At 72.3% G+C, this 12,331-nt stretch carries 15 protein-coding genes; 9 read left to right on the top strand and 6 right to left on the bottom strand.

What is annotated here, in order from left to right:
* The first annotated feature begins 89 nt into the window (after positions 1-89).
* Together BM290_RS39460 and BM290_RS39465 are read left to right on the top strand one after the other, a co-directional pair.
* Entirely contained in the window at positions 90-746 is a 657-nt protein-coding gene (locus BM290_RS39460) for a hypothetical protein (protein ID WP_143134096.1), read from the top strand.
* A 56-nt stretch (positions 747-802) separates the two neighbouring features.
* A complete protein-coding gene (locus BM290_RS39465; protein ID WP_093621081.1) occupies positions 803-1,264 on the top strand; it encodes an SRPBCC family protein in 462 nt (153 codons plus the stop codon).
* Here BM290_RS39465 and BM290_RS39470 read toward each other — a convergent pair.
* Entirely contained in the window at positions 1,255-1,731 is a 477-nt protein-coding gene (locus BM290_RS39470) for a hypothetical protein (protein ID WP_093621082.1), read from the bottom strand. The genes BM290_RS39465 and BM290_RS39470 overlap by 10 nt on opposite strands.
* A gap of 46 nt (positions 1,732-1,777) precedes the next feature.
* Between BM290_RS39470 and BM290_RS39475 the strand changes: the two genes are divergently transcribed.
* A complete protein-coding gene (locus tag BM290_RS39475; RefSeq protein ID WP_093621083.1) occupies positions 1,778-2,218 on the top strand; it encodes an AAA family ATPase in 441 nt (146 codons plus the stop codon).
* Between the two features lie 11 nt (positions 2,219-2,229).
* Here BM290_RS39475 and BM290_RS39480 read toward each other — a convergent pair whose 3' ends face one another.
* The gene (locus BM290_RS39480; protein ID WP_093621143.1) at positions 2,230-2,550 is read right to left on the bottom strand and encodes a YciI family protein; all 321 of its coding nucleotides are present in this window, start codon (positions 2,548-2,550) and stop codon (positions 2,230-2,232) included.
* A 104-nt stretch (positions 2,551-2,654) separates the two neighbouring features.
* Between BM290_RS39480 and BM290_RS39485 the strand changes: the two genes are divergently transcribed.
* Both BM290_RS39485 and BM290_RS39490 read left to right on the top strand, forming a co-directional pair.
* Positions 2,655-2,921: a hypothetical protein gene (locus BM290_RS39485; protein ID WP_093621084.1), complete on the top strand. Its 267-nt coding sequence runs from the start codon at positions 2,655-2,657 to the stop codon at positions 2,919-2,921.
* A 9-nt stretch (positions 2,922-2,930) separates the two neighbouring features.
* The gene (locus BM290_RS39490) at positions 2,931-3,284 is read left to right on the top strand and encodes a hypothetical protein (protein ID WP_093621085.1); all 354 of its coding nucleotides are present in this window, start codon (positions 2,931-2,933) and stop codon (positions 3,282-3,284) included.
* Between the two features lie 26 nt (positions 3,285-3,310).
* Here BM290_RS39490 and BM290_RS39495 read toward each other — a convergent pair whose 3' ends face one another.
* The gene (locus BM290_RS39495) at positions 3,311-3,631 is read right to left on the bottom strand and encodes a YciI family protein (protein WP_093621086.1); all 321 of its coding nucleotides are present in this window, start codon (positions 3,629-3,631) and stop codon (positions 3,311-3,313) included.
* 221 nt (positions 3,632-3,852) lie between these two features.
* Here BM290_RS39495 and BM290_RS39500 point away from each other — a divergent pair, with 221 nt between their 5' ends.
* Positions 3,853-4,296 (top strand): PRC-barrel domain-containing protein, encoded by a 444-nt coding sequence (locus BM290_RS39500; protein WP_093621087.1) that lies wholly within the window; start codon positions 3,853-3,855, stop codon positions 4,294-4,296.
* Here BM290_RS39500 and BM290_RS39505 read toward each other — a convergent pair.
* Positions 4,261-4,614 (bottom strand): winged helix-turn-helix transcriptional regulator, encoded by a 354-nt coding sequence (locus tag BM290_RS39505; RefSeq protein WP_093621088.1) that lies wholly within the window; start codon positions 4,612-4,614, stop codon positions 4,261-4,263. The two genes, BM290_RS39500 and BM290_RS39505, sit on opposite strands and share 36 nt — an antisense overlap.
* A 72-nt stretch (positions 4,615-4,686) precedes the next feature.
* Between BM290_RS39505 and BM290_RS39510 the strand changes: the two genes are divergently transcribed.
* Entirely contained in the window at positions 4,687-5,550 is an 864-nt protein-coding gene (locus BM290_RS39510; RefSeq protein ID WP_093621089.1) for an alpha/beta hydrolase, read from the top strand.
* On the opposite strand, the gene BM290_RS39515 is transcribed toward BM290_RS39510, so the two are convergent.
* Both BM290_RS39515 and BM290_RS39520 read right to left on the bottom strand, forming a co-directional pair.
* Positions 5,530-6,018, bottom strand: coding sequence for a hypothetical protein (locus tag BM290_RS39515; protein WP_143134097.1), 489 nt, complete (start codon positions 6,016-6,018; stop codon positions 5,530-5,532). The two genes, BM290_RS39510 and BM290_RS39515, sit on opposite strands and share 21 nt — an antisense overlap.
* 50 nt (positions 6,019-6,068) lie before the next feature.
* Positions 6,069-6,545: a nucleoside deaminase gene (locus tag BM290_RS39520; protein WP_093621091.1), complete on the bottom strand. Its 477-nt coding sequence runs from the start codon at positions 6,543-6,545 to the stop codon at positions 6,069-6,071.
* A 171-nt stretch (positions 6,546-6,716) separates the two neighbouring features.
* Between BM290_RS39520 and BM290_RS39525 the strand changes: the two genes are divergently transcribed.
* Positions 6,717-7,673 carry a S1 family peptidase gene (locus tag BM290_RS39525; RefSeq protein WP_203779578.1) on the top strand — a complete coding sequence of 319 codons (957 nt, stop codon included), beginning with the start codon at positions 6,717-6,719 and terminating at the stop codon, positions 7,671-7,673.
* Positions 7,674-7,823: 150 nt separating this feature from the next.
* Positions 7,824-12,269 (top strand): glycoside hydrolase family 2 TIM barrel-domain containing protein, encoded by a 4,446-nt coding sequence (locus BM290_RS39530; RefSeq protein WP_239143859.1) that lies wholly within the window; start codon positions 7,824-7,826, stop codon positions 12,267-12,269.
* Positions 12,270-12,331 lie beyond the last annotated feature (62 nt).

A 12,331-nucleotide genomic window follows, 5' to 3' on the forward strand; every position in this document is an offset into this window, starting at 1 on the left:
GGAAATCGGGGACCGCATATCGATTGGGAACGTTCCCGGTGTACCGTGCGTCGGACATCGATCATCATTTAAGACAATTTGGAGTTACCGTGAGTGCTGACGGTGCGCCCCGATCGAAATGGCCCCTCGCCGTGGCCGGGGTGGTGCTGGCGCTCGTCGTCACCGTCCTGGCCGTGGTCTACCGGGCCGTGGTCGGGGAGGACGACGCGCCGCAGTTCGCACCGGTCCAGGTCGCCGAGGGTTTCCCACCCGTGCTCCCCCCGTCGTTCGAGGGGCCGTCGGCAAGCGCCGCCCCCTCGCCCCGGCCGCCGAAGCTCTCCCCGCCGTCGTCGCGCAAGCCGTCACAGTCGCCCGGGCCGGCGCCCGCCACGCCGATCTCCGGCTACTCGGCGTGCTCCAACGGCCGGGTGGTCCTCTTCACGGCCACGTTCGGCGAGGAGTTCGCGTACCGGCACGTGTTCATCGACACCGACGCCGACGCCAGGACGGGGTACACGGTGCGGGAGGCCCCGAACGGCTTCGGCGCCGACTACATGATCGAGAACGACGTGCTGTACCGCTCGACCGGCGCGGACTGGTCGTGGGCCGAGGTCGAGGGGATCACCCCGCTGACCGGGGTGACCGGACTGACCCACCGCTGGCAGCTGCAGCCCGGCTACGGCGTGGGCGACGTGATCTTCAACGGCTCCGGCGGCGGGACGACCGCGGAACAGTTCACCCCGGCGATCCCGGTCCGAGGCTGCTGAGCCCCGGCACGGGACAGCCTGAGGGCCGGCCGCGGAGGGGTGCTTCGATGGAGGGCATGACCACGCGAATCGTCAGCGCCCACCGGGACGTCGAGGCGGCAGTCGGCCGGATCTTCGACCTCATCGCCGACCCGTCGGCCCAGCCCCGCTGGGACGGCAACGACAACCTCAGCTCGGCCGAGCACGGCCAGCGGGTCCGGGCCGTCGGTGACGTCTTCACCACCACGATCACCACCGGCGCCCAGCGGGAGAACCATGTCGTCGAGTTCGAGGAGGGCCGGCGGATCGCCTGGAAGCCCTCCGAGGTCGGCAAGGACACCCCCGGCCACCTGTGGCGCTGGGAGCTGGAGCCGCTCGGCCCGGGCCGGACCCGGGTGACCCACACGTTCGACTGGAGCGGGCTGACCGACGAGAACCGCGTGGTGCGGGCGCAGGCCAACACCAGCGAGCGGCTGCTGGCCTCGATCGACCGGCTCGCCGCCCTGGCCGTCGCCCCCGGCGGGACACCTCAGACGTAGGTCAGCGGGCAGCCGTGGCGCACCGAGTGCTGGGCCGCCTGCCGGAACAGCGCCACATAGAACAGCAGCGGATCCTCGATCGCCGTCGTCAGCGCCATCGGGCCGGCCGGCAGCACCGCGGGCAGGCCGGCCTCGGCGGCGATCGGCGCCATCAGCACCCGCAGCCGCTGGGCGCTGAACACCTTCGTCACATCGTCGTACGGGTTCTCCACCGGCAGCTCGATCAGCCCGGCGAAGTCCACCGGCACGATCAGCGACGCGTCCAGGAACTGCCCCGCGCCGTGCCGCTCGCACACCGCGCTGAACGCGTCCATGCTGGGGACGAGCTTCTCCTCGAAGTCTCCGGCGGCGGCCGGCGGCCCCGGGTAGGGCGGCAGCCCGCGATCGGCGAGCGCCTCGGCGAGAAGCGGGGCGCACTCGTCCTGGGCCCAGCTGTCCGCGCCGACGGAGACCAGATAGATGCCCACGCGGGCACCCTACCGGCGCCGGCGGCGGGGCCGATACCGTGAGCGGATGGCGCGGATCCTGGTGACCGGCATGTCCGGCGCGGGTAAGAGCACCGTCCTCGACGAGCTGCGGCGGCGCGGGCACCTCACGGTCGACACCGACCTCGGCGGCTGGGTGCTCCCGGACGGCGCCTGGGACGAGCCGCGCATGGCCGCGCTGCTGGCCGAGCACGACGACCTGATCGTCTCCGGGACGGTCGCCAACCAGGGCCGCTTCTACGACCGTTTCCACCACGTGGTGCTGCTCAGCGCGCCGCTCCCGGTGCTCCTGGAGCGGGTCGCCAGCCGGGCGAACCCCTATGGCCGTACGCCGGAGCAGCGAGCCGAGATCACCGGCTATGTCCGGACCGTCGAGCCCCTGCTCCGGCGCGGCGCCACCGTCGAGCTCGACGGCCGTCGTCCCGTCCCGGACCTGGCCGACACCGTGGAGCGGCTGCTGCGGTCGTGAGGCGGCCCGGCTCAGTCGAGGAGCAGCGGGCGGACCTCGACCCAGCCGTCGGCGACCGGGATCATCCGGCCGATCCAGACGGCGTGGTCGAGGTCGGAGGCCTCCACGATGAAATAGCCGGCGAGACTGTGCGCGCCCTCGGCCAGCGAGCCCGCGGTCAGCGTGTTGTCCCGGACCGAGACCGCGGTGGACGCCGGGCGCATGGCGTTGCCCGCAAGAATCCGCCCGCCCGTCTCGGCGATCTGCCGCGGCAGCCGCAGGTGCGCCTCGATCACGGTGGGCGAGGCCGCCCGCACGCTCTCCGGCACCTCGCGCTCATAGATCAAGATCATGAACTGCGGGAGAGCCGACTGCTTCTCCGGCGAAACCACGCCTACCCCCGCTGGCCGCTCGACGACGCGCCGACCCTAGCAAAGGTCGGGGGTAGCGTGGGCGGATGGATGTCGAGGACGTGCTGGTGGTGATAGCGCATCCGTCCGGCGACGTGGAGGTGCCCCTGACCGACTGGATCGCCACCGGCCCCGGGCCCCGCCGCCTGGTCCGCCCGGTCCGGGCCAGGGCACGGTCCACCGGCCGGCGCCTTCCGCTGTCGGTGATCCCGCTCCGCTACCGCAACGACGGGGAGTCCCGGCGGGCCATCGCGGAGGGGCGGCTCGAGGAGCCCTGGCCGGACACGGCGGACGGCGCGGCGCCGGGTGCGTAGGATGCGCCGGTGCAGCGCATCGAGGTGGGTGGGGACGGTGTCACCCTGACGCACGTCACCGAGCCCCGGTATTCCGTCTTCGGCAACCTGGTGAGCCCCGGCCACACCTCCGTCAGCGAGCTGTCGTGGGACGAGGTCTGCCGGATCGGGCTGACGACGGTCCACTGGGATCCGGCGAAGCCGCCGCAGGCCTGCCTGGTCATCGACCTGACCTACGGCGAGTTCTTCGAGATCACCGACGACGCCGAGGGCTTCGGCGCGGCGGTGCGCGAGCTCTGCCGGCGATACGGGATGGCGGTCCCCGACCACCGCCACCTGCCCGCCGACGGCGTGGACATCCTGCCGTTCCCGATCGGGGACTGACCTCTCCGGCGGCCGGGGACCGTTCCTCAGCGGAAGGTGCTCTCGGTGGCCGCGCCGTCGCCCAGGCGGCGGACCTCCTGGGGGCAGCGGCAGGCGGCCGCGATGCGAGTGGCCCAGGTCAGCGCCTCCTCGCGGGTCGGCACGTCGACGACCATCAAGCCGCCGATGAACTCCTTGGTCTCCGGGAACGGGCCGTCGGTGACCAGGCCGTCGGGGGACACGATGGTGGGCTGCTGGGGGTCGAGGCCGCCGGCGAAGACGAACACCCCGGCGTCCGCCGCGTCCCGGCAAACCGCGTACGCGGCCTTGCCGACCTCCGGCAGCTCGTCGGCGGGGATGTGGTCCATCGCGCCGTCGTCGAAGGTGATCAGGTACTTGGCCGTCGTGGGTCTCGTCGGTTCCGGCGGCGTGGTCCGGCCCGCCTCTCACCCGTACCGCGAACGGGCGGGGCCGGATCCGACACCGCCGGGGCCACTGACCGCCTCTTTCGCGGAATCGGCACGCGGAGCCCGTACCCGGAATGAAAGGCTTTAAAAGGGGTAACCCGCCGGTTAGGGAGGTGACTGTGATGGGAGAGCCTGTCGGCACGCTGACGGCATTGAGCGACACCAATCAGCTGGTCGCCGACCCGGCCCTGGATGTCCGGGGCCGGTCGGTGATCGACAGCGGTGGCGAGAAGATCGGCACGGTGGCGGATCTGCTGATCGACAACGGTACGAATCACGTGCGGTTCCTGCGCGTGGAGCACGGCGGCGTTCTCGGATTCGGGGCGCAGTCGTCGTTCATCCCGGCCGAGTCGATCGTCCGGGTGACCGAGGACGAGGTGTACGTGTCGTCGTCGAAGGACCATGTCGCCGGTGGCCCGGGATACGACCCGGACCTCGTCGATCAGCGGGACTACTACGACAAGATCTACGGCCACTACGGGCACGAGCCGGTGGTCGCGCGCGGGTCGACCTATCCGGGTCTGACCGGGTTACCCGGAAGCCCCGGGCTGCCGCCGGTCCGCTGACCCGGCGGCCCACGCGCAGATCGCCGCCAGCGGCTCCTGCAAGGTCTTGCCGAGGGCGGTGAGGGAGTACTCGACGTGCTGCGGCGGGTCCGGTTTGAGGACCCGCCGCAGCACGAGGCCGTCGTCCTCCATGTCGCGCAGCGTCTCGGTGAGCACCTTCTGGGTGATCCCGGCGACCCGGCGGCGCAGCTCGGCGTGCCGTTGCGGCCCGGCCAGCAGCGCGTAGACGATCAGCACCCGCCACTTGGAGGCCAGCCGCTCCAGCGCCTGGCGGGTGGCGCAGCTCTCCTCCAGCACGTCCGGAATGACCAGCGCCATCGTCGCCCTCCCCAAGGGCACCTGGAAGTGCCTTCTGTCCCGCCGTGGCGGGTTACGCCTACCGTCGCAGCCATGCTGACACACATCACGTTCGACGCCGACGGCCTCACCCTCGCCGGGGATCTGCGGGTGGCCGGCGACGGGGCTCCCGCGGTCGTGCTGACCGGGCCGTTCACCGGTGTGAAGGAGCAGGTGACCGGGGTGTACGCGGCACGCCTGCACGAGCGGGGCATCACCACTCTGGCGTTCGACCACCGCGGTTTCGGGCAGAGCGGCGGACGGCGGGCGCACGAGGACAGCCAGGGCAAGCTCGCCGACCTGCGGGCCGCGGTGGGGGTGCTGGCCGCGCACCCGGCGGTCGACGCGGACCGGATCGGTGTCGTCGGGATCTGTCTCGGTGGTGGCTACGCGGTCCGGGCCGCGGCCGCCGATCCGCGGCTGCGGGCGGTCGCCGGGATCGCCGGCGCCTACAACAGCCCGGCCCGGTTCGCCGCCGGGGACCCGGAGGGGTACCGGCGGGCGCTGGCGTCGTTCATCGAGCGCTGGGACGAGGAGCTTCCGGCGGTGGCGCCGGGCGGGGCGCCCGCGGCGATGGGCGGCGACGAGCCGTACGAGTACTACGGCACCGACCGGTCGAGGGCCGAGCACTGGGAGAACCGGGTCACGCACGGCTCGCTGCACGCGCTGATGACCTTCGACGCCCTGGGTGCGGCGCCGCTGCTGTCGGCGACGCCGCTGCTCGTGGTGCACGGGCGCAAGGACGACTACTGCTCGCCGGAGCTGGCCGAGGCCCTGCACGAGCAGGCGACCGGCCCGAAGCGCCTGCACTGGCTCGACGCCGGCCGGCACATCGACCTGTACGACGCCGAGCCCTATGTAACGCAGGCCGCCGACGAGACCGCCGCGTTCCTGCGGTCAGTTCTCCACGACCGGTGACGCGGTGAGGTCGATGCGTTTGTCGCCCTCCCCGTCACGGTCCACGTTGTAGACGACGTAACCGGTGGTGCTCCAGCCGCCGGTGCGTGACGACTCCCGGTAGACGGCCTCGCAGGTGAACAGCGCGCTGTCGTCGGTGTTCACCCGCCGGGTCAGGTCGCACGCGCCGACGGCCTGCGACAGGCCGTACCGCCGCAGGTCGAAGTGGACGGCCAGCAGGTCGAACTTACGGTGCCCGTCACGGGTGTCGTCGCCGCCGTGCTCCCACGACACCCCCGCGTACGCCCCGCGGGTCGGCGAGCCGTGATAGATGCACAGCCGGACGCGGAAATCGGTGTTGAACCCGGGTGTGTCGAACTCGATGTCGCGCTGTGCGCTGCAGGCGGTGTCGGCCCACGCGGCCGGCCCGGTGACCGCGATCCCGGCCGCCGCAAGTGCTGTCACCAGCGCGAATGCCATTCCTTTCATGACGTTTCACCCCCAGCCATCATCACCCCGCGCCGGGGGCCGTGGGGCGGCTACTGGAAACGAACCCGGTGCAGGTCACGCAGCTCGGCCTCGAAGATCGGGGCCGGGCCGTCGACGCGGGCGCCGGGCACCACCGCGGCGATCGGCAGCGGCGCGACCGGGCCGGGCGGCACCTCCCACTCGGTGAGCCAGCCGACCAGCTGGCCGCTCGACGCCGCATACACGATCCGGCCGAGGCCGACCCAGCCGTGACTTGCAGCACACATCGGGCAGTGCTCACCGGACGTGTACACGGTCGCGGCGGCCCGCTCCTCGGGGGTCAGATGGGTGGCCGCCCACCGGGAGATCGCGAACTCCGGATGCCGGGTGGCGTCGCCGTTGCGGACCCGGTTGCGATCCTCGAAGAGGACCTCGCCATCGGCCGCGACCAGCACCGATCCGAACGGCTCGTCACCGTCGGCGACGGCCTCGCGGGCCAGGTCGACGCAGCGGCGCAGGTGGGTCAGATCGTCGTCGGTGATTCCCATGCGGACCAACCTATCCCGGCGGTGAACGCCGGGCCGGTACGCCACGTACCACTCTGCGTGATGCAACCTTCCGGACCGTCGGGGCCGTCTAGCCGGGAAGACGTTCGAGGAGGTTCATGCATGCGGGGGCTTGCGCGGCTCGTTTACGCTCCACAGCCGTTGAAGACGATGATGAGAACTCTCGCCGGGGCGGCCGCCGTGATCATGGGGCTGGCCGGGGCTCCGTCGCCCGCGTACGGCATCGCCAACGGCGAGGCGGTGCCGGACGGCCGCTACCCGTTCGCGGTCAAGATCTCCACGATCGGCATCCCCACGGCGGACGGCGGCAAGCGTGACAGCTCGTGCACGGGGGGTCTCGTCTCGCCACACTGGGTGATCACAGCGGCTCACTGTTTCCATGACCTCGACGGCAATCGCGTGTCACACACCGTGGCGGAGCAGACGTTCGCGACCGTCGGGCGGGCCGACCTGACCGGCAAGGACGGGTTCATCGCCGACGTCGCCCAGGTGGTCCAGCACGGCGAGGCCGACGTCGCGCTCATCCGGCTGGACAAGGCGATCACCGGCATCAGCCCGCTCACGCTCGCCGGCCGGAAGCCGGTCGAGGGGCAGAAGGTGAGGCTCGTGGGGTACGGCCTGACGAGCCCTGGTTCCACGCAGACCCCCGACCGGCTGCGGACCGGCCGATTCGAGGTCACCTCGGTGGACGACACCGAGATGGGCGTGTCCGGGGTGGCGCCGCGGGCCACCACGAGCCCGTGCGAGCGGGACTCCGGCGGGCCGTACTTCACCGAGGGCTCCGGCGGGGCGGTGCTGATCGGCGTGGTGAGCCGCGGCCCGGAGTGCCCGCACAGCGGCCCGGACATCGCCACCCGGGTCGACGCGGTCGCTCCCTGGGTCCGCTCGGTGATCAAGGACGACGTGGTGGCCGCGGCGCCGCCGTCGAAGGCCGGTCGCGCCCCGTCGTCGCCGGTACGGGCCACGCCACAGACCCCGACGTCGGCCGTCGCCGGATTCTCGCCGGTGGTCCTGGTGACGATTCCGGCGCTGGCCGTCGGCTTCGTGGTGTTTCTGATCGCCAGCCGCCGGCGCAACCGGCGCAGCCGGGGCAGCCACCGCCGCCGCTGACCGTCCAGCGCATCGACCCGGTTCCATGTTCGGTAACTCTGTTGTAACGTCGCCATCGCTTCGAACATGTTCAGTTCTGGTCGAACATGTTGCAGATCTGATCGCCGTGCGTCGGAGGGAGCCGGAATGTGGCGGGTCGTGGGTGCGATCGTGGCGGTTCTACTCGGGTTTCTCACGGTTCCGGCCGGAGCCGCGCAGGCGGCGACCGGCCCACAGAGCCCGGCCGACGTCTACCGGTACCTGGAGGATCCGCAGATGACCGGCGAGGGCCAGGAGGCCCCGCACACCGATCTGCGCCCCTACGGTGACGTGGCGACGGCCGTCCGCGACGTCACCGACCACAGCGCCCGCTCGCCGTACGTGACAAGCCTCAACGGCGGCTGGCGGATGCGGCTCTTCGACCGGCCCGACGACGTCCCGGCCGGGTTCGCCGCGGACGGGTTCGACAGCTCCGGCTGGCCGGCCGTGACGGTGCCGCACACCTGGCAGTCCGACTTCGCCGACCACCCGATGTTCCGCAACATCCCCGAGGAGATCTGGCCGGACAGCCCGCCCTCGGTGCCGAAGGACGTCAACCCGACCGGCGCCTACCTGCGCACCTTCGACGTGCCGCGGAACTGGTCCGGTGGCCGCGAGTTCCTCCGCTTCGAGGGCGTGACCAGTGGCTACTTCGTCTGGGTCAACGGCGTCTATGCGGGGTACGACCAGGGCGGCTACACCCCGGCCGAGTTCGACGTGACCGCGCTGCTCAAGCCGGGCCGCAACACCCTCGCCGTGCAGGTGCACCGCTGGGGCGCCGGCGCCTACCTGGAGGACTACGACCAGTGGCGGTACAGCGGCATCTTCCGCGACGTCACGCTCTACCGGACCGAGCAGGTGCGCCTTCGCGACGCGTACATCACGACCGATTTTGATCCTGACTTCCGGGACGCCACGCTGAGCGCCCGGGTGGACCTGGCCGGCGCCGCCCACGAGGGCTGGACGGTGCGCGGCACGCTGCGGGACGCCGCCGGGCGGACCGTCGCCACCGTGACCCGGCCGGCGGACCAGGACCGGGTCACCCTGAGCACTCGGGTCGCCGCCCCGGCGCAGTGGTCCGCCGAGGACCCGAACCTCTACACGCTCGCCCTCGAGCTGCTGCGGCCGGACGGGCGGGCGGCGCATGTCACCGCGCAGGCGGTCGGGTTCCGGGAGATCGAGATCCGCGACCGGCAGCTGCTCGTCAACGGTGAGCGCATCCTGGTCAAGGGCGTGAACCGGGCGGAGACCGACCCGGACACCGGCCGGCACGTGACCCGGGCGGCGCAGCGCGAGGACGTCCTCCTGATGAAGCGGCTGCACGTCAACGCGGTCCGCACCTCGCACTACCCGTCCGACCCGTACCTCTACGACCTCGCGAACCGCTACGGGCTGTGGATCAACGACGAGGTCGACATCGAGACCCACTCGCGGGAGAACTGCCCGAGCGTCTGCCTCGCCTCGAAACCGGAGTGGCAGGCCGCGTTCGCCGACCGCTTCCAGGCGATGATCGCCCGCGACAAGAACCACCCGAGCGTGCTGCTCTGGGACACCGGCAACGAGGCCGGCCTCGGCACCGCCCACCACGCGATGGCGCAGTGGGCCGACGCCAACGAGCCGACCCGCCCGCTCTACCATCAGTCGAACTCGCCGGACGGCGACGCCCCGTTCGCCGACGTCAGCGGCCCCCGCTACCCGACGCCCGCCTCGGTGGAGACCAAGGCGAGGACCGGGACGAAACCGATCATCATGGGGGAGTACGCCCACGCGATGGGCAACGGCCTGGGCAACTTCGACGAGTTCTGGGCGATCGCCCGCCGCGAGCCGTCGATGCAGGGCGGTTTCGTCTGGGACTGGGCCGAGCAGGACCTGCGTCAGCCGCTGATCCTGACCCCCGACTCGTCGGCGAACCGCATCCAGGCCTTCCTGGTCGGCAAGCCCACGTTCGTGGCGGGCCACCGGGGCCGGGCGGTCAGCCTGTCCAGCCTCGACGACTTCGTCGACGTCTTCCGCGACCGCCGGCTCGACCTCACCGAGAAGGTCACCCTGGACGCCTGGGTGAAACCGGGGCCGTGGGCGGGCAGCTTCCCGATCGTCACGAAGGGCCGGGCGTACGCGCTGCAGATGCGCGACCAGGACACCCTCGAATTCGGGGTGAACGACGTGTACGCCGCGGCCGACGTGCCGGCCGGCTGGTACGGGCAGTGGCACCGGGTCACCGGCGTCTACGACGGCGCCCGGCTGCGGCTGGAGATCGACGGCACGACGGTCGCGACGACCGCCCGGACCGGGCCGATCGACCCCGGCCTGTACGAGGTCAACATCGGCCGCAACGCCGAGACCCAGCAGGACGATCTGCGGGTACGCACCGGGCGCGGCCTCATCGACGACGTGCGCGTCTACGGCGCCGGCCCCGATCCGGTCCTCGCCCTGGACTTCGACACGTCCCAGCGGCGCGGCGACTTCCTCAGCCTCGGCCTGAGCCTCTCCGGCACCGACGGCATGGTCCGCTCCGACCGGACGCTCCAGCCGGAGACCGAGGAGGTGGCCTGGGCGCACTCACCGGTCCGGATCACCGCCGTCGACGTCGCCGCCGGGAAGGTCCGCGTGCTCAACGAGCAGCCGGCCGGAACCCAGCGCCTGCGCCTGACGTGGGAGCTGACCGAGATCGACCGGCGGCTGCGGGGCGGAACCCGGGACGTGACGCTGGCGCCGGGACAGAGCGCCGACCTCGACCTCGGGGCGGCGCCGGCCAACCCGTACGACCGGGAGCGGTGGCTGACCGTGTCCGCGGCGACGGTCCGGGACCTGCCGTGGGCCAGACGCGGCTGGGTGGTCGCCCGGGAGCAGTTCGCCGCCGGCGGCCGGGTTGTCCCCGGCATCCTGCCGGCCGCCGCGAGGACCGCCCCACAGTTGAGGAAGGACGGCGACACGATCACCGTGCGTGGCCGGGGCTGGCGCTACCGGTTCGACGACGGCGCGCTCACCTCGCTGGCCGCCGACGGGCGGGAACTGCTCGAGGCCGGCCCGGAACTCGACGTGTACCGGCCGCCGACCAGCAACGAGACGTACGGCTGGGGCACCGCCGACCGCAACCTCTGGCACGAGGTCGGCCTCGACCGGCTCGCCACCACCGTCGAGGACGTCACCGCGACGGCCGACGGCGACCAGGTGGTCGTCACGGTCCGCAGCACCGCGGCCGCGCCCGGGTTGTCGAGCGTCTTCGCCGTCGGCCAGACCCTGCGCTACCGCATCGACGGCAACGGCACGATCACCCTCGACCATCGGGTGCAGGCCCGTGGCAGCCGGGCGGGCGCGCTGCCCTACCTGCCCCGGGTCGGCGTCAAGATCAAGGCGCCGGCGTCGCTCGACGACTTCACCTGGTACGGGACCGGCCCGCACGAGACGTACAACGACCGGGTCAGCGCCGCCACGGTCGGTGTGTGGCGCAGCACCGTCGACGACGAGTACGTGCCCTACGCCCGTCCGCAGGCCAACGGCAACCACACCGGCACCCGCTGGGCCGCCCTCACCGACGGTCACCGCGCGGGCCTGCTCGTCGGCAGCCAGGCCGGTGCGGACCTCGATGTCAGCGTGACCCGTCACGACGATCTCGACCGGGCCGAGTACGCCCACCAGCTGCCGTTCGTCCGCAACAACGGCTGGGTGACGCTGCACGCGGCCACCGGCGAGACCGGCATGGGGGAGACCCCGAACTCGGTCCTCGCCCCCTACCGGCTGTCACCGACCGCGGCCTACGACTACTCGCTGGTGCTGCGGCCCCTCGACGACGGCCGCCTGCCCTCACCGACGGCGGCCGCTCCCTGCCCGCCCGACGTCACCCTCACCGCGGACACCACCACCGCGACGGTACGGGTCGACGCCCGGTGTGCCGCGCCGCTGCGGGACGTGACCGCCACCCTGGACGTGCCGGACGGCTGGCAGGTCACCCCGTCGTCGGTGTCGCTCGGCGAGGTCGCCGCGGGCGCCCCGGAGACGGCGTCGTTCCAGGTCACCGTCCCGGCGGGCACCGACTGGGGCCGGCACCCGGTCACCGCGTCGGTCACCTCGTCCAACGGGTTCCGCAGCACGGTGGCGGCCGAGGCGGTCGTCCGTACCCCGCTGCCCGCCGGATCCTCCTGGGTCAGCGACCTGCCGTTCGTGGAGTCGTCGAACGGCTGGGGCCCGGTCGAACGCGACCGCAGCAACGCCGAGCAGCCCGCCGGCGACGGCCGCCCGCTCACCCTCGGCGGTGTCGTCCACGACAAGGGCCTGGGCGCCCACGCGGCCTCCCGGGTGGTGGTCGACCTGGCCGGGCGCGGCTGCACCACGTTCCGCGCCGACGTCGGGGTGGACGACGAGATGGGCGACTCCGGCTCGGTCGCCTTCGAGGTGTGGGTCGACGGCACGCTGAAGGCGTCGTCCGGGAGGCTCACCGGATCGGCGTCGGCCCAGCCCGTCGAGGCCGACGTGACCGGTGGCAGCAGCCTGGAGCTGCGGGTCACCGACGCCGGTGACGGCAACGGCGCCGACCACGGCGACTGGGCCGCCGCCCGGCTCCTGTGCACCGGGGCCTGACCGCCGCCGTTTAGGCTGATCACGCTCCGGCGATATATAGCCGGGGCGTGGTCGGCGGCGGC

The organism is Actinoplanes philippinensis (assembly GCF_900113015.1).
Lineage (GTDB): Bacteria > Actinomycetota > Actinomycetes > Mycobacteriales > Micromonosporaceae > Actinoplanes > Actinoplanes philippinensis.

Coding starts and splice junctions, on each gene's coding strand:
- BM290_RS39515 (WP_143134097.1), bottom strand. CDS start 6,018: ATGAAAGGAATGGCATTCGCGCTGGTGACAGCACTTGCGGCGGCCGGG.
- BM290_RS39465 (WP_093621081.1), top strand. CDS start 803: ATGACCACGCGAATCGTCAGCGCCCACCGGGACGTCGAGGCGGCAGTC.
- BM290_RS39480 (WP_093621143.1), bottom strand. CDS start 2,550: ATGATCTTGATCTATGAGCGCGAGGTGCCGGAGAGCGTGCGGGCGGCC.
- BM290_RS39495 (WP_093621086.1), bottom strand. CDS start 3,631: ATGGACCACATCCCCGCCGACGAGCTGCCGGAGGTCGGCAAGGCCGCG.
- BM290_RS39510 (WP_093621089.1), top strand. CDS start 4,687: ATGCTGACACACATCACGTTCGACGCCGACGGCCTCACCCTCGCCGGG.
- BM290_RS39520 (WP_093621091.1), bottom strand. CDS start 6,545: ATGGGAATCACCGACGACGATCTGACCCACCTGCGCCGCTGCGTCGAC.
- BM290_RS39505 (WP_093621088.1), bottom strand. CDS start 4,614: ATGGCGCTGGTCATTCCGGACGTGCTGGAGGAGAGCTGCGCCACCCGC.
- BM290_RS39475 (WP_093621083.1), top strand. CDS start 1,778: ATGGCGCGGATCCTGGTGACCGGCATGTCCGGCGCGGGTAAGAGCACC.
- BM290_RS39525 (WP_203779578.1), top strand. CDS start 6,717: ATGAGAACTCTCGCCGGGGCGGCCGCCGTGATCATGGGGCTGGCCGGG.
- BM290_RS39500 (WP_093621087.1), top strand. CDS start 3,853: ATGGGAGAGCCTGTCGGCACGCTGACGGCATTGAGCGACACCAATCAG.
- BM290_RS39485 (WP_093621084.1), top strand. CDS start 2,655: ATGGATGTCGAGGACGTGCTGGTGGTGATAGCGCATCCGTCCGGCGAC.